21 protein-coding genes are annotated in these 22,372 nt (G+C 63.4%); 13 read left to right on the top strand and 8 right to left on the bottom strand.

Going from position 1 to position 22,372, the window contains the following annotated elements:
- The first annotated feature begins 71 nt into the window (after positions 1-71).
- The 4 genes from OPIT5_16860 (at position 72) to OPIT5_16845 (ending at position 5,062) form a co-directional block, all read left to right on the top strand.
- Positions 72-824, top strand: a complete 753-nt coding sequence (locus tag OPIT5_16860) for a hypothetical protein (protein ID AHF91633.1) — start codon at positions 72-74, stop codon at positions 822-824.
- A 150-nt stretch (positions 825-974) separates the two neighbouring features.
- Positions 975-1,886 (top strand): hypothetical protein, encoded by a 912-nt coding sequence (locus OPIT5_16855; GenBank protein AHF91632.1) that lies wholly within the window; start codon positions 975-977, stop codon positions 1,884-1,886.
- Positions 1,887-1,958: 72 nt separating this feature from the next.
- The gene (locus OPIT5_16850; protein AHF91631.1) at positions 1,959-3,431 is read left to right on the top strand and encodes a sodium:melibiose symporter; all 1,473 of its coding nucleotides are present in this window, start codon (positions 1,959-1,961) and stop codon (positions 3,429-3,431) included.
- Positions 3,428-5,062, top strand: a complete 1,635-nt coding sequence (locus tag OPIT5_16845; protein ID AHF91630.1) for a hypothetical protein — start codon at positions 3,428-3,430, stop codon at positions 5,060-5,062. The genes OPIT5_16850 and OPIT5_16845 overlap by 4 nt, the downstream gene beginning before the upstream one ends.
- A 455-nt stretch (positions 5,063-5,517) precedes the next feature.
- Here the strand turns inward: OPIT5_16845 and OPIT5_16840 are convergent, their stop codons facing one another.
- The 3 genes from OPIT5_16840 to OPIT5_16830 all read right to left on the bottom strand — a co-directional run bounded on the left by OPIT5_16840 (position 5,518) and on the right by OPIT5_16830 (position 7,987).
- Positions 5,518-6,495: a hypothetical protein gene (locus tag OPIT5_16840; GenBank protein AHF91629.1), complete on the bottom strand. Its 978-nt coding sequence runs from the start codon at positions 6,493-6,495 to the stop codon at positions 5,518-5,520.
- Positions 6,496-6,544: 49 nt separating this feature from the next.
- The gene (locus OPIT5_16835; GenBank protein AHF91628.1) at positions 6,545-6,673 is read right to left on the bottom strand and encodes a hypothetical protein; all 129 of its coding nucleotides are present in this window, start codon (positions 6,671-6,673) and stop codon (positions 6,545-6,547) included.
- A 315-nt stretch (positions 6,674-6,988) separates the two neighbouring features.
- Positions 6,989-7,987, bottom strand: a complete 999-nt coding sequence (locus tag OPIT5_16830; GenBank protein ID AHF91627.1) for an oxidoreductase — start codon at positions 7,985-7,987, stop codon at positions 6,989-6,991.
- A gap of 303 nt (positions 7,988-8,290) precedes the next feature.
- Between OPIT5_16830 and OPIT5_16825 the strand changes: the two genes are divergently transcribed.
- Both OPIT5_16825 and OPIT5_16820 read left to right on the top strand, forming a co-directional pair.
- Positions 8,291-8,908: a flavin reductase gene (locus tag OPIT5_16825; GenBank protein ID AHF91626.1), complete on the top strand. Its 618-nt coding sequence runs from the start codon at positions 8,291-8,293 to the stop codon at positions 8,906-8,908.
- A gap of 179 nt (positions 8,909-9,087) precedes the next feature.
- A complete protein-coding gene (locus OPIT5_16820) occupies positions 9,088-9,567 on the top strand; it encodes a PTS glucose transporter subunit IIA (protein ID AHF91625.1) in 480 nt (159 codons plus the stop codon).
- A gap of 136 nt (positions 9,568-9,703) precedes the next feature.
- Here the strand turns inward: OPIT5_16820 and acnA are convergent, their stop codons facing one another.
- Positions 9,704-12,406, bottom strand: a complete 2,703-nt coding sequence (gene acnA / locus OPIT5_16815; GenBank protein ID AHF91624.1) for an aconitate hydratase — start codon at positions 12,404-12,406, stop codon at positions 9,704-9,706.
- A gap of 171 nt (positions 12,407-12,577) precedes the next feature.
- On the bottom strand, positions 12,578-13,051 hold the full coding sequence (locus OPIT5_16810) for a peroxiredoxin (GenBank protein AHF91623.1): 474 nt from the start codon (positions 13,049-13,051) through the stop codon (positions 12,578-12,580).
- 391 nt (positions 13,052-13,442) lie between these two features.
- Here OPIT5_16810 and OPIT5_16805 point away from each other — a divergent pair, with 391 nt between their 5' ends.
- Both OPIT5_16805 and OPIT5_16800 read left to right on the top strand, forming a co-directional pair.
- Positions 13,443-14,966 carry a hypothetical protein gene (locus OPIT5_16805; protein ID AHF94472.1) on the top strand — a complete coding sequence of 508 codons (1,524 nt, stop codon included), beginning with the start codon at positions 13,443-13,445 and terminating at the stop codon, positions 14,964-14,966.
- A 172-nt stretch (positions 14,967-15,138) separates the two neighbouring features.
- On the top strand, positions 15,139-16,269 hold the full coding sequence (locus OPIT5_16800) for a sugar ABC transporter ATP-binding protein (GenBank protein AHF91622.1): 1,131 nt from the start codon (positions 15,139-15,141) through the stop codon (positions 16,267-16,269).
- Between the two features lie 57 nt (positions 16,270-16,326).
- Here the strand turns inward: OPIT5_16800 and OPIT5_16795 are convergent, their stop codons facing one another.
- Positions 16,327-16,752 carry a ubiquinol-cytochrome C reductase gene (locus tag OPIT5_16795; GenBank protein ID AHF91621.1) on the bottom strand — a complete coding sequence of 142 codons (426 nt, stop codon included), beginning with the start codon at positions 16,750-16,752 and terminating at the stop codon, positions 16,327-16,329.
- 15 nt (positions 16,753-16,767) lie between these two features.
- Between OPIT5_16795 and OPIT5_16790 the strand changes: the two genes are divergently transcribed.
- The 4 genes from OPIT5_16790 (at position 16,768) to OPIT5_16775 (ending at position 19,169) form a co-directional block, all read left to right on the top strand.
- The gene (locus OPIT5_16790; GenBank protein AHF91620.1) at positions 16,768-16,959 is read left to right on the top strand and encodes a hypothetical protein; all 192 of its coding nucleotides are present in this window, start codon (positions 16,768-16,770) and stop codon (positions 16,957-16,959) included.
- 88 nt (positions 16,960-17,047) lie between these two features.
- The gene (locus OPIT5_16785; GenBank protein AHF91619.1) at positions 17,048-17,329 is read left to right on the top strand and encodes a septum formation initiator; all 282 of its coding nucleotides are present in this window, start codon (positions 17,048-17,050) and stop codon (positions 17,327-17,329) included.
- A gap of 107 nt (positions 17,330-17,436) precedes the next feature.
- Positions 17,437-18,474, top strand: coding sequence for a UDP-diphosphatase (locus tag OPIT5_16780; protein ID AHF91618.1), 1,038 nt, complete (start codon positions 17,437-17,439; stop codon positions 18,472-18,474).
- Between the two features lie 89 nt (positions 18,475-18,563).
- Positions 18,564-19,169, top strand: a complete 606-nt coding sequence (locus OPIT5_16775; GenBank protein AHF91617.1) for an XRE family transcriptional regulator — start codon at positions 18,564-18,566, stop codon at positions 19,167-19,169.
- An 83-nt stretch (positions 19,170-19,252) separates the two neighbouring features.
- On the opposite strand, the gene OPIT5_16770 is transcribed toward OPIT5_16775, so the two are convergent.
- A complete protein-coding gene (locus tag OPIT5_16770; GenBank protein ID AHF91616.1) occupies positions 19,253-19,942 on the bottom strand; it encodes an oxidoreductase in 690 nt (229 codons plus the stop codon).
- A gap of 136 nt (positions 19,943-20,078) precedes the next feature.
- On the opposite strand from OPIT5_16770, the gene OPIT5_16765 reads away from it, so the two are divergent.
- Positions 20,079-21,152, top strand: coding sequence for an integrase (locus OPIT5_16765; protein AHF91615.1), 1,074 nt, complete (start codon positions 20,079-20,081; stop codon positions 21,150-21,152).
- A gap of 194 nt (positions 21,153-21,346) precedes the next feature.
- Here the strand turns inward: OPIT5_16765 and OPIT5_16760 are convergent, their stop codons facing one another.
- Complete coding sequence (locus tag OPIT5_16760) at positions 21,347-21,712, bottom strand: hypothetical protein (protein ID AHF94471.1); 366 nt, start codon at positions 21,710-21,712, stop codon at positions 21,347-21,349.
- Positions 21,713-22,372: the final 660 nt, after the last annotated feature.

Genomic DNA, 22,372 nt, shown 5'->3' with positions numbered 1-22,372 from the left:
CCCGCCACGCTCCCTTGCTCCCTGTCAACTGCCCGATCCCCATCCAAACGCCAACCTGCCGCCGCACTGCCATGAATACCCGCCGACATCCCCTCTCCCCGCCAACCCTGCGCCCCGGATACCGGCTTCCTCCGGAAGCACGCACCGCCTTCACGCTCATCGAACTTCTCACCGTCATCGCCATCATCGGCATCCTCGCCGCCATCATTATCCCGACAGTTGGCGCTGTCCGCGAAACCGCCCACGCCGCCCGCTGCGTCTCCAACCTCCGCCAGCTCCAGCTCGCCAACATCGCCTTCGCCAACAACAACCGCGACGGCGCTTACGTTCCCTGCTCCGTCATCCCCGAGGACGGCACCTCCTCCGACCGCGTCGCCTGGTATGCCAACACCGACTACACCCGCCAGCTCGGCATCACCCGCGATTTTGACGCCAACCGGTCCAACACCGCCGTGAAAGAAGGCTGGCCCAAGGCCCTGCTCTGTCCCAAGGCCACCCTCGGCGACGGCTGGATCGCCCGCTCCTACGCCTGTAACTACAGCAGCCTGCCCGGCAGCATCATGTCTCCCGGCTCAAAAATCATTGTGACCATGGCCGAAATCCCCCGGCCCTCCCGGGTCATCGCCTTTGTGGATGCCCTCGGATGGTCCATCAAATTCGAAAGCGGCCTGGGCGAATACCACGGGGAAGTCGATGGCTCCTCCAACACCGTCGCCTTGCGCCACCGCGACGCCGCCAACGCCGCGTTCTTCGACGGCCACGTCGAGCGCCTCGACAAAACCCGCCTCACCACCGATGCCACCCTCTGGCTGATCAGGGAATAACCGCCCCGCTCGCTCTCTTTCCTCTCCCCGCCTCACCCATCTCACGACGCTCTCCGGCGCGCCGCATGGTTTCTTGCGCGCCTGTTTTTGCCGGTTTCCCGCCCGCCGGCCCACCGGCCACACCACGATCAAATCACCATCACAGACATCATGAAAACACGCCATTCCGTTCCTCTCCTCGCGATCGCCGCCACCGGCATCCTCGGCCTCGCCGCCCTTCCGGCTTCGGCTGACACCGTCTTCAGTTTCGGTCCGACCACCTCCTACGTGGATGCGGACACCACTTTCGCCCGGACCGCCACCCGCACAGGTGTCAGCCCCGGCCCCTACACTTACCTGAATGCCTTCAGCGATACAAATCCGCTCAGTCCGTCGTCCGGTTATTCCGGCCCCGTGTTCTACGGAGGCTACGCCTTCACAAGTTCCTCGGTGCAAGGTTCGACTCCAGCAGGGACGATTCTCAATAATTGGTCGCTTCTCGGCAGCAACGACGTCTTGCGCATCTACGCCAACGTCAGCACCGGCTGGGCGGGCAGCACCCTCGGTTTCGCCTCCGTCTATCTCTTCAAACAGGCCGATTTCGCCGCTCCCTGGAACACAGGCTCTTTCAACCCCGACGGCTTCAGCGTCACCTATCGTGCCTCCGGTGCGGACGGCGCGTTCGTCCCCACCGGCCGCTGGCTCGTGCAGGTTGGCGCCAGCTACTACGTGTCGGAGGCGACCATCACCGCCGCCCACAACACCATTTCCACTGTCTCCCTCTCCGGCGCCGCGCTCGGCTCCACCCGATGGGCGGCCTACGATCCCGCCACCTCGCTCAACTTCGACCAAAGCACCGCCAGTTTCACCGCTATCGAACTCACCGCGGTCACTGCCGTCGGCCTCTACTTCGAGCAGGACGCTTACCTCGGTACGTCGGCCACGTCGGGCGGCCTCCTCGCCCTCTCCGCCTTCTCGGTCACCGGCACCGTCACGCCCATTCCCGAACCCTCGACCCTCGCCCTGTGCGCCGGCCTTCTCTCGCTGGCGGCGCTCGCCGGCCGACGCCTCGCCCGCCGCTGATCCTCCGGCGAATCCGGAAAGGCGGTGCGCCCGTCCCGGGCCGCCGCCACTCCCCGGCGTATCCAGTCACACATGACCGATCATCCCACTCCCGCCGGCCCCGCGCGCGGCGGCCACCACGAAACGCGCCCGGAAGACCGCGTCCCGTGGCGCGAAAAACTCGGTCTCGGCCTGGGCAACGCCGCCGCCGGCTGCCCCGCCACGCTCCATACGCTGATCAATCCGATCTTCAACATGACGCTGGGCATGAGCCCGGCGCTCATCAGCACCGTCCTCTTCATCCAGCGCCTGTGGGACGCCTTCACCGATCCCCTTATCGGGCAATTCTCCGACAACTTCCGCTCCCGCCGCGGACGCCGCCTTCCCCTGATGGCCGCGTCCGCCCTGCCCATGTCGGCGCTCTTTTTCGCGCTCTGGTGGTTTCCTCGCGGAGCCGGCGAGACGTGGCTGTTCTTTCACCTCCTCGTCGTCTCCCTCGCGTTCTACTCCGTGCAGACGTTTTATTCGATGTCGCTGATGGGCCTGCGCATCGAGGCCACCGACGACTACCACGAACGCACCCGCGTCGCCATGATCGCGATGGTCTTCGGTTTTGTTTTCCAGATATCGAGCCAGTGGCTGTTTCCCCTCACGCGTCTCGAAATCTTTGGCGATCCCGTCACCGGCCTGCGCAACGTGATGCTCGTCGTCGCCGCGATCTACCTTCTCCTGGCGCTGCTTCCCGTCTGGCTCTGCCGGGAACGCAACTACGAACGCGTCGCCGCCCGCCAGCCCCGGCTGAAACTCCGCGAAAGCCTCCGCCACGTCTGGCACAATCCTCCCCTCAAGCGCGTCGTCGCCTCGCGTCTCATCGAGAGCTTCGGCTACAACATCGTCGGCATGTTCGCCGTGTACATGAACAACTACTACGTTTTCGGCGGCGACCTTCAGCGGGCCGCGTGGGCCTACGGTTTCATGGGCTCGGCGTTCATGCTGTCGGCCGTCGGCTGCTCGGTCTTCGTTTATCCGGCCTTGTCGAAACGCCTCGGCAAGAAACGCACCTTCCAGATCGCTGTCTGCGTCCTCATGGCCGGGTGCCTCGCCAAGCTCGTCGTTTACCAGCCGGGGCTTCCCTGGCTCCAGCTCGTCGTCCTCGTTTCCAACGGAGCCGCCATTTCCGGCATCGCACTCATGGGCGCCTCGATGCTCGGAGACATCGCCGACTACGAGGAGTGGCGCACCGGCCGGCGCAACGAAGCCTTTCTCGCCTCGATCCTCTCCTGGTGCGACAAGGCCGGCAGCTCGCTCGGCTCCCTCATCTGCGGCTTCATCCTCGTCTGGATCGGCTTTGACGCACAGACCGGAGCACAAGGCGCGCGCACGCTCGGCCTGATGAAGTTTTTCTATTTTCTCATGCCGTTTGCCGGAGCCCTCGCCGCCTTTTTCATCATGCGCAACTACGAACTCGACGAAGACAGGGTTTACGAAATCAAGGCCGAGCTCGCCCGCCGCCGCGCAACCTCATCCCCCCTCCCTTCCACGCAACCCGCCTCCCCGCTCCCATGATCCGCTGCCGTTTCCTTCCGCTCCTCGTCCTCGCCCTGGCACCCGCCCTGTCCCCGGTCCGCGCGCAATCCGCGCCGCCGCCGTCACCGGCGGACCGGGAATGGCGGCAATCCACCGTCAACCGCCCCCGACGCGTCATCGTGAACAACGACGGCAACGAACCCGTCATGATGCTCCGCCGCCCCTCCGCCGAAGACCTGCTCGCCCGCCGCATCGCCCCGCTCGCCGGCACACAGGTGGACAGCCTCTTTTATTGCACCTGGAGCTCCGGCTTCGGCCTCTTCACGCACTTCACCCGGGTCGGCCAGATTTTCACCAGCCAGGAAAACCGCCACGCCAACAACCAGATGCAGGCCCTGCTCGACGCCGGCATCGATCCGCTGCGCGTGGTCCGGAAATTCACCCGCGAACACGACCTGGAGCTTTTCTGGTCCATGCGGATGAACGACAACCACGACGGCTACGCCGACAAGTACGGCCCGGCCCTCTTCGAGGCCAACCGCCTCAAGATGGAGCATCCGGAATACCTCCTCGGCAAACGCGGCGAACGGCTGCCCTACGGCTCCTGGTCGGCTGTCAACTACGCCCGTCCCGAAATCCGCGAACTCGCCTTCCGCTACATCGAGGAAGTCTGCCTCCATTACGACGTGGACGGCGTCGAACTCGATTTTTTCCGTCACCCCCTGTTTTTCCCTTCCACCACGCAAGGCCGGCCCGCCACCGCCGGCGAACTCGCCATGATGACCGACCTGCTCCGCCGTGTCCGCGCCATGACCGACGCCGAAGGCCGCCGCCGCGGACGCCCCCTGCTCATTGCCGTCCGGGTGCCCGACTCCGCCACCTACTCCCGCGCCATCGGGCTCGACCTCGAAACCTGGCTCTCCGGCGATCTCGTCGATCTGCTCGTCGTCGGCGGATACTTTCAACTCAACGACTGGGAGGAAAGCGTGACGCTCGCCCGCAAACACGGCGTCAAAATCTATCCTTCGCTCGACGACGCCCGCGTGCCCGACACCGCCGACACGCCGCCGCACCGCTCGACCCTGCGCATGACCGATCTCGCCTACCGCGCCCGCGTCGCCAACGCCCTGGACGCCGGCGCCGATGGCGTCTATTTCTTCAACCAGTTCAACCCCCGCCGCCCGATCTGGCGCGAAGCCGGCGACCCCGCGCTGCTGGCCACGCTCGACAAGGATTACTTCGCCTCCGTGCCCGGCGTCGGCGCCACGCCCATGCGCAGCAACCTGCCGCTCGGCCCGTATCAGACGATCGAGACGCTGAATCCCGGCGCCCCCCGCCTGCTCGCGCCGGGGCAGACCGCCCGCGCCCGCATCCGCCTCGCCGAATCACCCGCATCGATGGAGCGTCCTCCGTCGTTTTCACTTTGTCTCCGCATCAAAAATCCGGATACAAAAACAAATGCTCCCGTCGCCGGGCACACGCCCGAAATCCGCTTCAACGACATCCGGCTCGACAATCCCGCAGCGGAAGGCGAGTGGCTGGTTTATCCCGTAACACCCGATCTGGTTCGCCGTGGTCCCAATGAAATCCGCGCGACGCTCCCCTCTGCTGCCCCCGCCTCTCTGCAATGGCTCGATCTGATGATGAAGGTGCGGCACACCCGTAATTGACCGGAAAACCGCACCCGCCCGGCGGCCTGACTCTTGCGCCAGCACCGCCGCGCGTTCGCGATTTATCCGTTGTTCTGGTGGAGCCTGCGATCACCGCTCCGGCGGCGACTGGCGCATCTATGCCGCCGACGAGACGCTCGCGGAAAAACTGCAACGCGACGGTGTGCTGCCGCCCGGCTCCGTCCCGGACAGCGGCACGCAACAGGTTGAGCGAAACGGGCCAGATCGGGCTCCGCACGGAGCCCGGACATCCTCAAGGTCGTGACTCCGCGCGGCGAACGCTTCGTGCTTCCGCCAGATGCCTCTCTCGCGAGCGACCGGGTCGGTCATGCGCAACGGCTCCGCGTTCGGCACGGTTGACGGTCGTGGCGGTGGACGGAGCAAGGATCGCCGATAGCGACCGCCTCTGGCTCCCGGATTTCCTGCTGAACAAGGCCGGATGAGCGGAGCCGGCCTCACTCCGCCACGCGAGTCGTCCGGATCTCGCAGGTGCGGGCGCATTTGGCCCCGTGGCACCCGCCCCAGGTGGCCGCCACCGCTCCGATGGCGAAAGCGACAAAATAGCCAAGCGAAAGAATCGCCAGCGCCTTGGCCGTCGCTTCGGCCGCCTCGCGCGCCTTGGCTTCCGCCGCATCCTTCGCAGCGGCGAGATCGGTTTTCAGCCGCTCATACGTCGCCGTCCAGTCCGCGACCGCTTTGTTGGCGGCAGCCTCGCTCAGACCGGCCTCCTCGACGAGGACTTTGACCAGGGCGGTGCGGTTCACATCCCTGTTCTCCTCCTGCATCGGATTAAAAAACCGGGCCACGGCCATGCCCACCTCTCTTTTGGCGCGGATGGAGGTGTTGGCGGTCTCGCCCGCAGGGCGGCTGCCCACCGCTTCGTCGGTGAAGCTGGCGAAGGCGCCGTCGGATTGCTTGAGCGCATCCCTGGTTATGTCGGCCGCGCCGCTCGCGATCGCCGCCGCCGGCTGGCCGGCCAGGGAGAGGCCGCCGCCTACGATTTTGGATAAATCACCCAGCGCCCAGCCCGCGCCGGCGGAAACAAACAAGACTCCGGCCACGGTGGCCGCGCTCCAAACGATAAAACCGTGCAACCAGGCGGTGGCGCGCACGCCCGCCGGCGTAAAACGGCCGGCCACCCAGCCGCCAAACCAAAGCGAGACGACGGCGCTCAGGCCCTGCACGATCAGGGCTCCCGCACCCAGGGAGGCGATGGGGGTCGCGTCCGTCAGGGGGCTGTAAATGGCAAATCCCAGGCCCGCCCCCAGCAACATGAACAGCACCTCCAGCGCGATGGCCGCGATGAGACCGGCAAAGATGGCGGGCCAGGAGACGGAGCGGAAAGCATGGCCCAGGTTATTATAATAAGAGGTGGAATACGGGGCGGACGAGACGGGAAGCTCCGAGGGAGAAACAGATGGAATGAAATTCATAAAATAATTGGACAATTTTCGCTAAACTGAATTTTCAGGTGCGGCGGTTTTACCTGCCCAGGAGTTTGGCGATCACGAAAATCAAACCCGCGCCGAGCAGGCCGCCGCCGAGAAGCATATAGACAAGCGAATAGCCGATTGCGGCGACGGGAGGGAGGATGTAGGCGATGTCATGCATAAAACAATGTTCCATGTTAAGGTTTGTGGTAAGGACTGAACGGGACTGAGCCCAGGTTAGCCTATAAAACCAGGAGGCGATATGGGGTGTAACCCTAGCGGCGCCTGATCGCCGCCCTCTCCCTCCCCGCCACCACCCTCGCCAGCCGGTATCGTCAGATGCGCGCGACGCGCAAACTTGATCCCCGACCTTCCCTCCCTTCGACCTTCGACGCCTGCAACGCCACCTGCTCCACGATCTTCCAAGCCGTGGCCGCCGAGGCCGACGGCGCAGCGCGGATTGTTCGAAAGCAACCGGATGAACGGAGCCGGCCCCTCAGGCCAGCACCGCCGCGCGTTCGCGGGTGATCGACCACTGCATCGGCTCGCCCTTCGACCAGCGGCCGAACTCGTCGAGCATCAGCCGGCCCATGCGGCGGCATTCGCCGTTTTGCGAGCCGGCGATGTGCGGCGTCAGCACCACGTTGGGCAGCGTCCACAGGAGTGACTCCGGCAACGGCGGCTCCTTCGGGTACGTCACGTCGAGCAACGCCGTGATCTCCGGCCGCTTCGCCAGCGACGCGATCATTTCATCCTCGCGCACCACCGCGCCGCGCGCCGTGTTGATAAACGTGGCGCCGGCTTTCATCAGTTCGAAATGCTGCCCGGTGATCATGCCCACCGTCTCCGCCAGCCAGGGCGTGTGCAGGCTGACCACGTCGCACTGGCGGAAAATCTCGTCGAGCGACACCAGTTCCACGTCCAGATCGCGCGCCTGCTCCGGCTTCACGAACGGATCGTAGGCGAGCACCTTCAGGTCAAACGGACGCAGCCGGTCGCGCACCAGCCGGCCGATCATGCCGAGCGAGATGATGCCCACCTTGCTGCCGTAGCCGCCCGCGCACGGGATGCGCTCCGGGTAATGGCCGAGCCGCTTCGCCCCGAGCGCATAGCGCCAGGTGTTTTTCAGGCTGAGCAAAATCGTCGCCAGCGTGAACTCCGCCACCGGGATGGCGTTCATCGCGTAGGCGCTGGCCACCGTGATGCCGCGCTCCCAGAACGCGTCGCTCGTAAAACCGCGGATCGAGCCGGCCCCGTAAAACACCGCCTCCAGTTTCGGCGCCGCTTCGAGAAACGCCGCATCCATCCTGGGGGCGCCCCAGCCCGAAAAGATCACTTCCACGTCGCGCAGGATCGCAGGGTCGGCCGCCACCTCCGCTTTCGTCAGCGGCCGGGGGGAAACCAGGTCGACCAAGCCGGCGATTTCGGCGCGCATTTCGTCACCGTAAATCAGCTCATAGGCATGCGAATCGAGAACAATCAGACCTTTCTTCATAGGGATGCGTAGCACGCACAACACTCCCGCTGGCGGCAGATAACAATCCCTTTCTTCCGGCATCCGTTTTCAGACGCCCGTAACGAGCGGTTTTGTCCAGAAGAGAAAGCTGCCGGGCCGGATTTTTTACCGCGAAGGACGCGAAGGCCACGAAGAGCCATCAGGATTCTTCTTCGCACCCTTCGCATCCTTCGTGGTAAAAATGGATCGTCCCGGTTCGGGCGCGGCCAGCCGGATACCGGGTTCGCGCCAGGCCACTCCCGGAGCTTGCTCCTCCTCCCGCGCAACCCTAAAACCTCCGCCATGTTGCTGGATTTCTCCTCCCTCGAACCGAAATACGCCTACGCCTGGATGGTGAGCCTCATCACCCCGCGTCCCATCGCCTGGGTTTCCTCCGTCTCCGCCGACGGCAAAACCAACCTCGCGCCGTTCTCGTTTTTCAACGGCGTGACCTCCAACCCGCCCACCCTGCTTTTTATCCCGGTCAACAACCGCGACGGCAAAAAGAAGGACACGGTGCTCAACATCGAGGCCGTGCCCGAATTTGTCGTCAACGTGGTGCCGCAGGCGCTCGCAGAGCCGATGAACAACACCGCCTCGCTCCTCCCCCACGGCGAGAGCGAGTTCGAGGCGTTCGGCATCGAACCGGCCGCCAGCCTGCACATCCGCCCGCCGCGCGTCGCCGCGGCCCCGGCGGCGTTCGAGTGCAGGCTCCACCAGATCGTCAACGTGGGCGAAGGCCCTCTGGCCGCCCACATCATCATCGGCCGCATCCTCTGCGCCCACATCAGCGACTCCGTTCTCGACGAGCGCGGCCGCGTCGATCCCGCGAAACTCGACACCATCGGCCGCATGGGCGGCGAGGATTACGCAGGCACCCGCGAGCGTTTCACCGTGAAGCGCCCCGACCGGAAAAGCTGACTTCGCAACGGCTTCCCGCAGCTCCCGCAAATATCGGATGACGCCCCTTGCCACGGGGCGGGTCCGGGTGTCAGTTTTTTCCGTTTCATCCGTCCGTTTCAGCCTTGCCTTCCCGGCAAGGCGGGCGTCGTTTTTTCGACCCCTCCGCGTAAACCACCATTCGACCAAGGGAGCCGCCCATGCCTGTCCGCCTGTCAGAACTCGTCGACGCCTCGTATATCTCGCTGCAGGTGCAAAACACCCGCCGCACCGCCGCGCTCAACGAGGTGGCCCGATTGCTTGACGGACACCCTGAAGTCCTTAATTTTCAGGGGTTTTACAACGAGCTGCTCGCCCGCGACCGGCTCGATACGACCTGTCTGGGCAACGAAATTTCGCTGCCGCATGCCCGCACCGAGCATGTGCGCCGCATCGTTCTCGCCATCGGCCGGAGCAACACCGGCATCATTTACGAAAACGGCAACCAGAACGTCCGCCTGATGTTCGTCCTCGGCACTCCGAAAAACAACCCCACCGAATACCTCCGCATCGTCAGTACCCTGTGCCGGATCGCCAAGGATCCGGCCAACCGCGAGGCGCTCATGAATGCCTCGACCCCGGAAGAATTCGCCACCGCCCTGCTCGCCGCCGAAGAACGCCTGCTGGCCCCGGTGGCGTGAGGCCTGCATCCCGATCCGGACCTGCACTGTCCGCAGGGGCGCACTTCACGTGCGCCCGTTGATGATCATCGGAGCTTCGTTCTGCAAACGGGCGCACGTGAAGTGCGCCCCTGCAGGTGCCGTCGCTCCTTGGCTCTCAGCCCTGCGCCACGATCTGGCGCAGCACGTAGGGCAGGATGCCGCCGTGCTGGTAATAATCGATCTCGATGGGCGTATCGATGCGGCAGCGCACCGCAATCGTGTCGACCTGACCGTCCTTCCGCGTGATCTTGAGCGTGAGGTCCTGCTGCGGGCGGATCGACGAATCGAGGCCGATGACATCGTACGTCTCCGTGCCGTCGAGCTTCAGCGTCTGCGCCGTGTCGCCTTCCCTGAACTGGAGCGGGAGCACGCCCATGCCGACGAGATTGCTGCGGTGGATACGCTCGAAGCTCTGCGCCACCACGACTTTCACGCCGAGGAGGTTGGTGCCCTTGGCCGCCCAGTCGCGCGAGGAACCGGTGCCGTATTCCTGCCCGGCAATGACGATGAGCGGCGTATTGCCCGCGGCCTTCCAGGCCTGGGCGGCGTCGTAGATGGAGGTTTCCTGGCCGTCGGGGCCGAGGGTGTTGCCGCCTTCCTTGCCGCCGAGCATCAGGTTCTTGATGCGGACATTGGCAAAGGTGCCGCGGGTCATGATGCGATCGTTGCCGCGGCGCGATCCGTAGCTGTTGAAATCGGCAAAGGCCACGCCGTGTGCCTCGAGGTAGCGGCCGGCGGGCGAGGTCTTCTTGATCGCGCCGGCGGGCGAGATGTGATCGGTCGTCACGGAGTCGCCGAAAATGCCGAGGGCGCGCGCGCCGGTGATCGGCTGGATGGTGCCGGGCGTGAGCGAGAAGTTTTCGAAGAAGGGCGGCTCCTGGATGTAGGTCGAGTCGCGGTCCCACTCGTACACGTTGCCCGTGGTCGAGGGGATTTCGTTCCATTTCGGGTTCTGTGCGGCGAAGTCGGTGTAGAGGCGGCGGAAGACTTCGGGCTTGAGCGCGGCAGAGAGCTGGTCGCGCACTTCCTGGAGCGTGGGCCAGAGGTCGCGCAGGTAAACGGGCTGGCCGTCCTTGCCGGTGCCGAGCGCGTCGGTGGACATGTCGACATCGACGCGGCCGGCGAGCGCGAAAGCGACGACGAGCGGCGGCGACATGAGGAAGTTGGCCTTGATGTTCTGGTGGACGCGGGCCTCGAAGTTGCGGTTGCCCGAGAGGACGGAGGCGGCGACGAGGTCGTTCTTGACGACGGCTTCCTCGATGGCCGGGTCGAGCGGGCCGGAGTTGCCGATGCAGGTCGTGCAACCGTAGCCGACGGTTTCGAAGCCGAGCTGGTCGAGGTAGGGCTGGAGGCCGGTTTTGTCCAGATAGTCGGTGACGACGCGCGAGCCGGGCGCGAGCGAGGTCTTGACGAGCGGATTGACGGTGAGGCCGCGTTCGACGGCCTTTTTCGCCAGCAGGCCGGCCGCGAGCATGACGCTCGGGTTGGAGGTGTTGGTGCAACTCGTGATCGCGGCGATGAGCACGCTGCCGTGGCCGAGGCGGGTGTCGCGCACCTGCGCGGCGACGGTGGAGAAATCTTCGTATTTTTTCCCGAACCCGTTTTCGGTGACGGGGCGTGAAAAGGCGGTGTGGAATTCGCTCTTGAGGCCGGAGAGCTCGATGCGGTCCTGCGGGCGCTTGGGGCCGGCGACGCTGGGCGTGACGGTCGAGAGGTCGAGATCGATGTCCACCGAGTAGTCGATGTCGCCTTTTTGCGGGATGCCCCAGAGCCCCTGGGCCTTGTAATAGGCTTCGTAAAGCTCGACGTGCTCGTCGGTGCGGCCGGTGGCGCGCAGGTAGGTGGTGGATTCGCCGTCGATGGGGAAAAAGCCCATGGTGGCGCCATACTCGGGAGCCATGTTGGCGATGGTGGCGCGGTCCACGACCGGGAGCGCGGCGGCGCCGGGGCCGTAGAATTCGACGAATTTGCCGACGACCTTGGCCTTGCGCAGGAGCTGCGTGACGGTGAGCGCGAGGTCGGTGGCGGTGACGCCTTCGCGGAGCGAGCCGGTGAGGTGCACGCCGACGACGTCGGGCGTGAGGAAATACACGGGCTGGCCGAGCATGCCGGCCTCGGCCTCGATGCCGCCCACGCCCCAGCCGACGATGCCGAGGCCGTTGATCATCGTGGTGTGCGAGTCGGTGCCGACGAGCGTGTCGGGGTACCAGACGTTGTTGGCGTCGCGGAGCACGCCCTGGGCGAGGTATTCGAGGTTGACCTGGTGGACGATGCCGATGCCGGGCGGCACGACCTTGAAGGTGTCGAACGCCTGCATGCCCCACTTGAGGAACTGGTAGCGTTCGCGGTTGCGGGTGAATTCGAGCTCGAGGTTTTTCTGGAACGCCTCGGCCGAGCCGGCGAAATCGACCTGCACGGAGTGGTCGACCACGAGATCGACGGGGACGAGCGGCTCGATGATTTTCGGGTCCTTGCCGAGCCGGGCCACGGCGGAGCGCATGGCGGCGAGGTCGACGAGCAGGGGCACGCCGGTGAAATCCTGGAGGACGATGCGGGCAACGACGAAGGGAATCTCCTCGGTGCGTGGCGCGCCGGGCCGCCAGGTGGCGAGGTCGTGGATGGCCTGTTCGGAAACGCGCTTGCCGTCGCAGTTGCGCAGGAGCGATTCGAGCACGAGCCGGATGGAAACCGGAAGTTTTTTCACGTTGGCGACGCCGGCCTTCTCGAGCGCGGGGATCGAGTAGAAGGAGTGGCTGGCGCCGTTGGCGGAGAATGTCGCGAGCGTGTTGAACGGATTCGGGAGCGGCTGGCTGCTCATGTGGTCGTGGTGGTCAGGTGGTCGGTTGGTCGGGTCGTCGGATTGTCAGATTGTCAGCAAAAGATCGCGGGTCGGGTCGGTCGGGGCACGAGCCCCGTCGGGCTCATGGCGTCCGGGTGTGACCGGGAGGGCAAAAAGCAGGTCGTGTGCCCTTCCCCCCCCGCGGCCGGCTCAGGCGGCGAGCGCGGCCTTGATGGCTTCGAAGTTCGGCAGGTCCTTCGGCGTGGGCGTCTGCTCGGCGTACTTGATGACGCCGTCCTTGCCGATGACGAAGGCGGCGCGGGCGCTGACGCTGCCGAGGCCGTTGAGATCGGCGAGGAGGGTGCCGTAGGCGGTGGCGGTTTTTTTGTTCAGGTCGGAAGCGATCGTCGTGGTGATGTGGTTGGCCTTGGCCCACGCCTCCTGGGCGAAGGGGCTGTCCACGCTGATGGCGATGACCTTGGCGCCGAGTTGTTCGTAAGCGCCGAGACCGTTGGAGACGTCGCACATCTCGCTCGTGCAGACGCTGGTGAAGGCGAGCGGGAAAAACAGGAGGACGACCTGCGACTTGCCGAGGTAGTCGGCGAGTCTGATATCCGCGAGGCCTTCAGCGTTCTTGGATTTGAGAGAAAAATCGGGAGCCCGGGTGCCGACAGCGATAGCCATGATGATGCGTGATAAAGGTGTGGTTGATGTGTGATGTGGTCTGGTCAATCCCGGCCGGAAGCCTCGCGGGGGGCCGGAAACAAAGGACACTAGACCTCCGCCATCCGGGCGGGCAAATGGTTTTTGGTGATCGCCCGGGTGGCAGAAGCCCTGCTTCCGGAAAAACATGTCCGGCCATTAGTAACGCTGACGAAGAGACGAACCCACATGATCCGGAAACGCGTCTCCATTCTTTTGCGGCAACCTGGAATTCCCTCCCCGCGTGCATCCCGGCTTTCTCCGGAGTTCCAGTCCTCACGGTGTTTCCATGGTGTTTCGATGATAACAATATACCTGCCGCCTGCCGGAAAACGCACTCGAACCTGATCCCGATTGCCCTCACTATTGCAACATGAACCCGCGTCCCCGCCTCTCCGTTCTGGTGCCGCTGTGCGTGTGTGCCTGTTTGCCATGGTCCTCGGTCAACGCCTCCGCCACCCTTCCCCCATCTCCACTGCCGGTTGTCTCCGCCGCAGTTGAACAAAAAACCGCCCCCGTTCCTGACACCAAACCACATCCGGTTCGCAAAGACAGGCTCGTGGCTACCTTTGATTCGCTCCAGGTCGAATACTCCTCCGGCCAGGAAGCTTATGTCCGTGCCATCGAGAAAGGAATCAGCCTGATGAATGCGGCTGCCCTGGACAAGGTTGGCAAGGGTAATCAAAGCAAATTCCCGGAGCCTCCTCCTGCGCTTGGCATTCGCGACCTGCGAGAAAATCGTGCGGCTTACCTCCTGCGCATCGCCATTGAAAGCGGCATCCCTGCGGCTACGGAAAACCAGCGTCTCCTCTTTGACCTGTTCACGAACGCGGCCGATCAGGAAAAAATGGCGGAAATGCGGCGCCTTTTCCTGAAGCCGTTTTTATCCAGGAAAATCGATATATGGGATCGCGACGCCCTGACGCAGCGCCTCTCCTCCGGCGAGTCCATTGACGGTTTTTCCTACGACGCCGCAACCAACACCGGAACCTTTGATTTCGCAGCCAGCTACCAGACTCCTCCCTACCCGGAACTGGAGAGAAGCCCAACGGACCTTCCCGCATTCAGAGCGGCTGACTATGTTGTCCGGAACGGGATTGCCGGGTTCTCGCCGGAATTTCTCGACCAGTTGCAAAAAGCGGATTCCACCCCTCGCTTCGTCAACCTGTTTCGTGTCAATCCGGGTGGTCCGGCTATATCGAAACCGATGCATTTCCCCGTCATCCTCACCCGCGAAAACAGAGGCGCGCCACCCGAAGAAACCGTGGGCGAGGCTCTGGAAGCCATCGGCCAACTCACCGACCTTGCCGATCAGTTTTCACTGATGATCGAACGCGGGCTAAGCTACATGACCCTCCGTACCGTCGCTTATGTGGGCATCTTCGAGAGCTACATCGGAACTGCGGATCGCGAATGGTTCTGTCAGGGCGCGGCCGACTACATCGCCTGGAAAACCATCTCGCGGCAGGCGGGAAAAGATATGGCCAGCCATTTTTGTGATCTCGACAGCGAACTCGCCCAATCGGCTTCGGAACTGGCGAACGTTGATATCCTCCACGGCTGGCCTGCTCCCGAAAATCGCCCTGCTCCTGAAACCGGAGAGCATGAAGCAGCAATAAAAACCGGGCAAGAGAAGGATGAGAGACCGGGCACCGTCAGTTACAGCACCTGCGGCGCCGTTGCCGCCCGCGTGTTTTTTCTGATTGCCGCCCGACATGGCGATGACGCCGTCAAAACCTTTCTCGCCGGAGTTTCCGCGACCCCGCGTGACCGGACGACCACGGCAACGATTGCCAAGGCACTTGAAGACACCACCGGAGAAAACCTGGCTGCACTCATCGCAGAGACCCGCATTCCTCTGTCCACATTACCAGTATCTTCCGGGACCAAATCGTGATCCACGGCCCTGCGTCCCAGCCCCGTTAATCGCGCTCAACTACGAGTAAGTTCATTCAAAAATCTGCCCTCACACCTGTTCTCTGATTGCTTGGGCGTTGACTCTTCTCCGGCAGGCCAGCTTTTTTGACTTTTTTAATCTCTCTTCCCCTCCTCCAACCAACACACTCCCCATGGCCAACGTAGTCATCAAGGACCTTGTCAAAATCTATCCCGGAAGCGGCGGACCCGATGTGAAGGTCGTCCACGGAATCAATCTGGAAATCCGCGACCGTGAATTCATGGTCCTGGTCGGCCCCTCCGGCTGCGGCAAGTCCACGACCCTGCGCATGATCGCCGGTCTCGAAGAAATCTCCGGCGGCACCATCTCCATCGACGGCCGCGTCGTGAACAACGTCCTGCCCAAGGACCGCGACATCGCCATGGTCTTCCAGAACTACGCGCTCTACCCCCACATGACCGTGTACGACAACATGGCCTTCGGCCTGAAACTGCGCAAGATGCCCAAGGCCGACATCGACGTGCGCGTCCGCGAGGCCTCCGCCATGCTCGGGCTGGACCCCTACCTCAACCGCAAGCCCAAGGCCCTCTCCGGCGGCCAGCGCCAGCGCGTCGCCGTCGGCCGCGCCATCGTCCGCAAACCCAAGGTGTTTCTCTTCGACGAACCCCTCTCCAACCTCGACGCCAAGATGCGCGTCTCCACCCGCACCGAGATCTCCAAGCTCCACGCCCGCCTCGGCGCCACCATGATCTACGTGACCCACGACCAGGTCGAGGCCATGACCATGGGCGACCGCATCTGCGTCATGAAAGACGGCTACATCATGCAGGTCGCCGAGCCGCTCGCCCTCTACAACCGCCCCGACAACCTCTTCGTCGCCGGCTTCATCGGCAGCCCGCAGATGAACTTCTTCAAGGGCACGCTGCGCAAGGCCGGCAACGCGCTCGAGTTCGTCGAGAAAAACGACAAGAAGCCGCCCGTCACGCTGACAATCCCCGAGCCGCTCGCCTCGAAAGCCGTCGGCCATACCGGCAAGGACGTGGTCCTGGGCGTCCGCCCCGAGCACGTCGAGGACACCGCCGTCGTGCCGAATGCCGACCCGAAACGCACCGTGGAGGCCCACCTCGACGTCTCCGAACCGATGGGTTCGGAAACCTACCTCTATCTGGACACCGGCGGCACCAACTTCGTCGCCCGCGTGCATCCCACCGACCAGTACGAGGCCGGCCAGAACGTGAAAGTCACCTTCAAGATGGAAGAGGCCCACCTCTTCGACGTCGCCACCGAGCAGGTCATCCGCTGACGCGACAACAGCGGAGTGGCGGCGTCCTCGCCGCCGCTCCAATGCTCCGCTGTTTTTTTATTTCTTCCCCAGCGCGACGATGGTCTCGAACTCCTCGCGCGACAGCGGCATGACCGACAACCGGCTCTGACGCAGCAACGCGATATCGGCCAGCGATGGCTCGGCCTTGATCGCCTCCAGCGTCACCGGCCGGGCCAGCGTCCTGTCCGCCTCCAGCTCCACCGCGACCCAGCCGCCCTTCGCCTCGTCGGGCTCGACCGTCGGGTCGGGGAACGCCGTGCGGCTCACGCGCGCCGTGCCCTGCACGGCCTTCGTGGAAACGCTCGCGTAGAAGAGCACGCGGTCGCCCTTGCCCATCGCCTTGAGATTGTTGCGCGCCTGGAAATTGCGCACGCCGTCCCACGTCGTGCGACCGTCGCGGACGAACGTCTCCCACGCGTAGGATTCCGGTTCCTGTTTAACGAGCCAGTATCGGGTTGTCATGATCGGCCACTACGAATGCATTTCCTCCGCATGGATGCAAACGACTCCTCACCTCCGCCACCGGCGCCCTCTCCCGCCCTGCTCCCTCCGACTCCGGAAGAAGAACGGCAGGCCCGGCGCGCGCGCCTGATCATCTGGCTGTTCATGATCGTGAACATCGTCGTCATCGGACTGCTCTTCTGGCGCCGCCAGTCCGCCAGCCCCTGACTCTCCGCAAAACGCTGTCGGCCGCTCACCCTGCTATTTACAGAACGCCACTTTTGCGCCACCTTCCCGCCTACCACCGACAATCGACATGGGCTTGCGTCACGTTATCACTGCCATTTACACCACGCTGTTTGCAGGCGCGCTTGTCCTTGCCGGCGTGTTTTTCTGGCAGACGCGGCTCGAATACAAAAGGCACCGTGAAATCGAGGCCCAGACCCGCCAGCGCCTGGCCGAGGCCGAAACCCGGCTCGCCGAACAGGAAAAAATCCTGGAACGTCTGCGCCGCGATCCCGTCTTTGTGGAAATGGAAATCCGCCGCCGCCTCGGTTACGCCAGACAGGACGAGACCATTTTCCGGTTTCCCGAATAAAACCGTCCGCGCCTCGCCGTGAAGGTCCGGTTTTTGCTGGCAGTCCCGGTCTGCGTCCGCCGCTCCTGCTCCCGCCACACTTTTTCATATCACGTATCCAACTCTTGATGACATTTTTCCGCTCCCGGCTCCGGCTGGCAACCGCTTTTCTCGCAACGTCCTGTGCGGCTCTTGCCACGCCCGACGATGCTGCCGCGTCCGACCCCGCAACGCCCGCCAGGACTGAAATCGTCCGGGCCTCCGATCCGCCCGATGCTCTCGACGCGATTGTCCTCGGTATCGTCGAAGGCGTGACCGAATACCTCCCGGTTTCCTCGACCGGCCACCTCGTCATCGCCAACCACTTCCTCGACCTCGAATCCACCGTCCCGCTTTACGACGGCGAAGGCCAGATGCTCTGGGCCAAAAAACCCTCGCCCAGACACCCCGAAGGCGAACCCCTCACCATCAAGGCCGCCGCCGATGCCTACGCAGTGATCATCCAGGCCGGCGCGATTGCCGCCGTCGGGCTCATTTACTGGCGACGGCTCCTGCAAATCGCCCGCGGTCTCTTCGGGAACAGCCCCGATGGCGTGCGACTGCTGCGCAACATCGTTCTCGCCTGCATCCCGCCCGGACTCGCCGGCCTGCTGCTCGGTGATTTTATCGACAGCCATCTCTTTTCCATCCGCACGGTGGCGTGGGCGCTGGTCGCCGGTTCCGTCCTGATGGTGGCGGCCGAGTGGTGGCGCAAGCGCCAGCCGCGGCGGATCGTCGAATACACCGGCGAGGACCTGAAAGCCGGCCAGGCGCTTTTTATCGGTTTCGCCCAGTGCCTCGCCCTCTGGCCGGGCATGAGCCGCTCGATGGTCACGATGGTGGCCGGCTATTTCACCGGCATGCGGCCGGCGCGCTCCGCCGAATTCAGTTTTCTGGCCGGGTTTGCCCTGCTCTCCGCCGCCGCGCTCTACAAAAGCTGGAAAGCCGGCCCTGCCGTGATCGAGGTGTTCGGCTGGAGCAACACGCTGCTCGGCATGCTGGTGGCGACGATTGCCGCAGTCATTGCCATCAAGGGCTTTGTCGGTTACCTTTCGCGTCATGGCCTGGGCATCTTCGCCATTTATCGCCTGGCTCTCGCCGCCGTCCTGTTTGTCTGGTTTGTATAAACGCGCCCGATGTGTAAAATTATCGACTTGCTGCGCCGCCCGACTGTTTTATTCTCCTTGCTGATTACCACTGAAATCTTGTCGACAAGATGATCAACGCTCCGACCGAACCGAGAAAATGGCGCATCGCGTCGCAGTTACGCGAGGCCCGCATGCAACAAGGGTTCTCCCAGGGACAACTGGCCAATATCATCCATGAGGCCGGCCTTTCCTATTTCAAGGTCACGCATATATCGCGCCTGGAATGCGGCTATATTGATGCAACGCTGACCGAGGTTCGCATCATCGCCACGATCCTCGACGTGTTGCCCGACTGGCTGATCGGCAAGGCCAAACCCGCGGCGCCCCCGAGCGGCAGCCTCGTCGCTTCCGGCAACGGCACCAGCCCCGCGGTCTCCTCCTCGTCGGGAGGATCGGCGGCTCCGCACCGGCCCTCCGGCCTGGCGGCGACGGCTGCGGCCAAACCGGCTGCCCCTTCCGGCTCCACGGGTCCCGTCCCCGGCGATCCCGACTGGCCCGACCTGGAAATCCTCAAGCGCGGCGATCTCTCCGCCGATACGTTCAAGCAGCGTCTGAACGACGGTCTCGCCCGCGCCCAGACCATGCTGCATCGCAGCGGTCTCCCCGCCGCGCCCTGGCGCGCCTGGCGCGATTTCGACCGGCAGGCCCGCGAACTCCTCGGCCAGCTCGCCTGAGCGGGAGGCGCACCGGCGCTTCCGTTCGCCGTTTGTCCGGTCCGGGTTGCCAGCCTCCCTCGCCGTCGGCGCGCCAGCCCGGCTCACTCGCCCACGGTAAGCTGCCGGCCATTGTCCTTCGGGCCGAGCTGCAACAGGAAGGGCGCCGCGATTTTTACCCACGCATCGGGATCGGGGTAAGCGGAAGCCGCTTCCTCGCCGAAACTCTGGCGCAACATGGCGGTGTCGATGATTCCCGGGTTGAGGGGCACAGCGGCAAGACCGGCCGGCAGTTCGGCAGCCAGCGCGAGCGTCATCCCCTCGATCGCCCACTTGGAGGCGCAATAGGGAGCGACGTTGGCATCGACCGAGCGCCCCCACCCCGAGCTGAAATTCACGATCACGCCGCTGCCGCGCGCGATCATCGCCGGGAGAAATGCGCGCGCGAGGTTGGCCGGTCCCTTGATATTTACATCGATCACGCGGGCAAACTCCTCCGCCGGCACCTTCCAGAGCGGAGCGGGCGAGTTGATGAGCCCGGCGTTGTTGAGCAGCAGGTCGGGCGCTCCGTGCGAGGTGAGCAGGGTTTCGGACCAGACCTCGACCTTGCTGGTCCCGGCGACGTCGAGCACATCGAAACGATGCGGAGCCCCGTGGGCAAAACGCAGGTCGAGAATGCCTTCGGCCGAACGACCGCAACCGATCACGGTGTGGCCGAGCCGGATGAACTCCTCCGCCAGAGCTTTTCCCAGACCGCGCGTGACTCCCGTGATGAGGATTTTTTTTGTATCCATTGCGCGTGAAAGCGTGGTGCGGCTGGAGAGAATCGAACTCTCGACTCAACCGCAAGAATAAAAATGTTGGTGGTAATGAGGTAGTTACGAGGGAAGATGTTGCGTCCGTTTGGCTCGCTTGCTGCCATGTGCTGCCATGCCCGCCGACGCATCCATTTACAAACGAGGCAACCGCCCCAACTGGTATATTTCCTACTTCGACCCCGTTTCCCGCAAGCGGGTGCATCGGGTCACACCCTTTCGCGTCGATGATCCGGCCGGACACCGGAAAGCCTTCGATATGGCCGTCGAAAAATCCGTTGCAGCAAAGCATCAACGCCAGTTTGTTAAAAAAGAAGCGTGGGAAAATTGGGCAGAGGATTTTTTGCGCGCTCACTATCTCCACCCCAAAACCCTCCAGCGAATGCTGAATGGCTGGAAACCGGTGCATCGCTACCTCGCCGAAAAAGGCATCTCCATTCCCGCCGCTCTCACCTACCAGCATGTTTGCGATTACGTACCTTGGCGCATCGGCCAGGGACGCCGATCCCTCAGACCCATTCACCGCAATACCGCCCTGTTCGACGTGAAAACCCTTGGCGTCGTCATGCGTGAAGCCGTGCGCCGGGGCTACGCTCAGGGCAACCCCTGCCACCGCACCGGCCTGAAACGCGCCAGCCCAAAGCAGAAGCCGGAAATAACCAAAGATGAACTGGCAAAAATCCGCTCCGAACTGGCGAAGCGCGAAGCCCATTTGCCGGTCACTCAACGCTGGATGACGGTCTGCTTCGAGGTCGCCATTCATCAGGGATGCAGGCTCACGGAAACCGCCGTCCCGATGGAAGCCGTCGATCTGGACGCCAACACGATCCGGTTTTCCGCCAAGGGGCGAGGCGACGAGGGACGCAAGGTTTTCACCACTCAGCTCCACCCCGGCCTGAAGCCGCTGATCAAGGAATTGCAGGCGGCTGGCGCGCAGCACCTGTGCCAGTTGCCGAAGATGGCCAGTAAAGACTGGTGGTTGTTTTTCCGGGAAGTGGGCTTGGGCCATCTCTGTTTTCATTGCACAAGAGTAACGGTCATCACGCAGTTGGCGCGGGCAGGAGTGCCGATCCAGCAGGCGATGCGTTTCGTAGGCCACGCCAGCGCGATGGTGCATCAGATTTACCAGCGGTTACAGGCTCCGGACCTGTCGGCGGCAGTGGCTGCTCTTGGTGGTCTTTCCGCTTAGGGTACTGGTGAGACGCGACAAACCCGGGATGCGCAAACATCCATTCCGTGAGCCGCTTTGCGGTCGAATAACGGCCGCAAAACGGCGAATCTTTCTGCCCTCGTGATGCCTTGCGCATCGCCTGGATTGTCCAGCGCGAAACGCCGATGGCTTCAGCTTGGGCGGCGGCGGTAGCTAGCAGTTTTTCGGGCATGTCAGGCGGCTGATGCGGCGGCTTCGCGGGCGGCGCGACGGGCGAGGTATGCCTCATGCTCCGCTTTTTCCTTGTGATAATTTTCCACCCTTGCGGCGGTCGCCTCTTCTTCGGTGTCAAACAGTAGCTCCGTCAGAGGCGCGATGGTCGGAATAACGGGACCAGTCATATACCGGGTATCATTCCCGGTGTAACCGTCATCGAACCCGGGAGCCTTGGTAACAGTCTCGACCTTGCGGGCACCCATCAGGATGCGCAGCAGGCTGTTGATGTCGGCCGTGGCGGGGATGACAATATCTCCGTGCAGGCTAATGCGCAGCATGGGCGCAGTTTCTTTGGCGGGAGCGGTGTTTTTTTCAGTCTTCATTGCTTTGGTCGGTTGTCTGGTCGGTATTTGATTTTCTATTACATTGAACCTCCCTCGCGCCGGGGCTTTGCCGACCAGAGCAAAGCTCGCCGGCGCGGGGAGGGAAAATCAGGTCCCCGGCTGCGGTGTGGGCCGTTTACCGTCGCAGGAGCACGACGGTGCAGCCGGGGAAAATTGGATTTCGATATGCCCCACGCCCCGGAATAACTCATGCAAGCGAGTGATCAGCGCTTGATGCCTCTCGGCACTGGTATGCTCCCTCTGTGCCACGGTAATCGTCCAGAAACTGTGCGGCTCACAATGCGCGTGCGGGTGATGGCTTCCCTGGCGCAGTTCTGTCCCTTTGGCGGTGAATCCCCTGCGGGGAGAGCGGCAAGGACATCCGTTGACGATTATTAACCCGCTATCGCTCAAGTAGCGCCTCAGTGACCGAGGGGGGATGCCCAGTTTCGCGGCGATCCGCTTCCGGGTGGCTAGTTGTTCTTCTTGGCCCATGTCCTTCGAATGCGGTGCATCGTGGTGCATTTGCAACCAAAAAACGAATCGGGGTGCTAACAATGCTATGTTAATGATGTGATATGCCCAAAAAAACTGGTCAGCTTAGCGTTCGCGTTTCCTCTGATCTCCAGTCGGGATTGGAGGCCATCGAAGCCAAACATC

This window comes from Opitutaceae bacterium TAV5 (genome assembly GCA_000242935.3).
Taxonomy (GTDB): Bacteria; Verrucomicrobiota; Verrucomicrobiia; order Opitutales; family Opitutaceae; genus Geminisphaera.
The sequence above is the reverse complement of the archived record's forward strand: the minus strand, read 5'-3'. Positions and strand labels throughout refer to the sequence as shown.

Excerpts from the sequence above, each read along its gene's own strand:
- OPIT5_16800 (AHF91622.1), top strand. The coding sequence starts at position 15,139 with ATGGCCAACGTAGTCATCAAGGACCTTGTCAAAATCTATCCCGGAAGC.
- acnA (AHF91624.1), bottom strand. The coding sequence starts at position 12,406 with ATGAGCAGCCAGCCGCTCCCGAATCCGTTCAACACGCTCGCGACATTC.
- OPIT5_16810 (AHF91623.1), bottom strand. The coding sequence starts at position 13,051 with ATGGCTATCGCTGTCGGCACCCGGGCTCCCGATTTTTCTCTCAAATCC.
- OPIT5_16850 (AHF91631.1), top strand. The coding sequence starts at position 1,959 with ATGACCGATCATCCCACTCCCGCCGGCCCCGCGCGCGGCGGCCACCAC.
- OPIT5_16835 (AHF91628.1), bottom strand. The coding sequence starts at position 6,673 with ATGCATGACATCGCCTACATCCTCCCTCCCGTCGCCGCAATCGGCTAT.
- OPIT5_16820 (AHF91625.1), top strand. The coding sequence starts at position 9,088 with ATGCCTGTCCGCCTGTCAGAACTCGTCGACGCCTCGTATATCTCGCTG.
- OPIT5_16765 (AHF91615.1), top strand. The coding sequence starts at position 20,079 with ATGCCCGCCGACGCATCCATTTACAAACGAGGCAACCGCCCCAACTGG.
- OPIT5_16775 (AHF91617.1), top strand. The coding sequence starts at position 18,564 with ATGATCAACGCTCCGACCGAACCGAGAAAATGGCGCATCGCGTCGCAG.
- OPIT5_16855 (AHF91632.1), top strand. The coding sequence starts at position 975 with ATGAAAACACGCCATTCCGTTCCTCTCCTCGCGATCGCCGCCACCGGC.
- OPIT5_16795 (AHF91621.1), bottom strand. The coding sequence starts at position 16,752 with ATGACAACCCGATACTGGCTCGTTAAACAGGAACCGGAATCCTACGCG.
- OPIT5_16805 (AHF94472.1), top strand. The coding sequence starts at position 13,443 with ATGAACCCGCGTCCCCGCCTCTCCGTTCTGGTGCCGCTGTGCGTGTGT.
- OPIT5_16785 (AHF91619.1), top strand. The coding sequence starts at position 17,048 with ATGGGCTTGCGTCACGTTATCACTGCCATTTACACCACGCTGTTTGCA.
- OPIT5_16770 (AHF91616.1), bottom strand. The coding sequence starts at position 19,942 with ATGGATACAAAAAAAATCCTCATCACGGGAGTCACGCGCGGTCTGGGA.
- OPIT5_16840 (AHF91629.1), bottom strand. The coding sequence starts at position 6,495 with ATGAATTTCATTCCATCTGTTTCTCCCTCGGAGCTTCCCGTCTCGTCC.
- OPIT5_16860 (AHF91633.1), top strand. The coding sequence starts at position 72 with ATGAATACCCGCCGACATCCCCTCTCCCCGCCAACCCTGCGCCCCGGA.
- OPIT5_16825 (AHF91626.1), top strand. The coding sequence starts at position 8,291 with ATGTTGCTGGATTTCTCCTCCCTCGAACCGAAATACGCCTACGCCTGG.
- OPIT5_16845 (AHF91630.1), top strand. The coding sequence starts at position 3,428 with ATGATCCGCTGCCGTTTCCTTCCGCTCCTCGTCCTCGCCCTGGCACCC.
- OPIT5_16790 (AHF91620.1), top strand. The coding sequence starts at position 16,768 with ATGCATTTCCTCCGCATGGATGCAAACGACTCCTCACCTCCGCCACCG.
- OPIT5_16830 (AHF91627.1), bottom strand. The coding sequence starts at position 7,987 with ATGAAGAAAGGTCTGATTGTTCTCGATTCGCATGCCTATGAGCTGATT.
- OPIT5_16780 (AHF91618.1), top strand. The coding sequence starts at position 17,437 with ATGACATTTTTCCGCTCCCGGCTCCGGCTGGCAACCGCTTTTCTCGCA.
- OPIT5_16760 (AHF94471.1), bottom strand. The coding sequence starts at position 21,712 with ATGAAGACTGAAAAAAACACCGCTCCCGCCAAAGAAACTGCGCCCATG.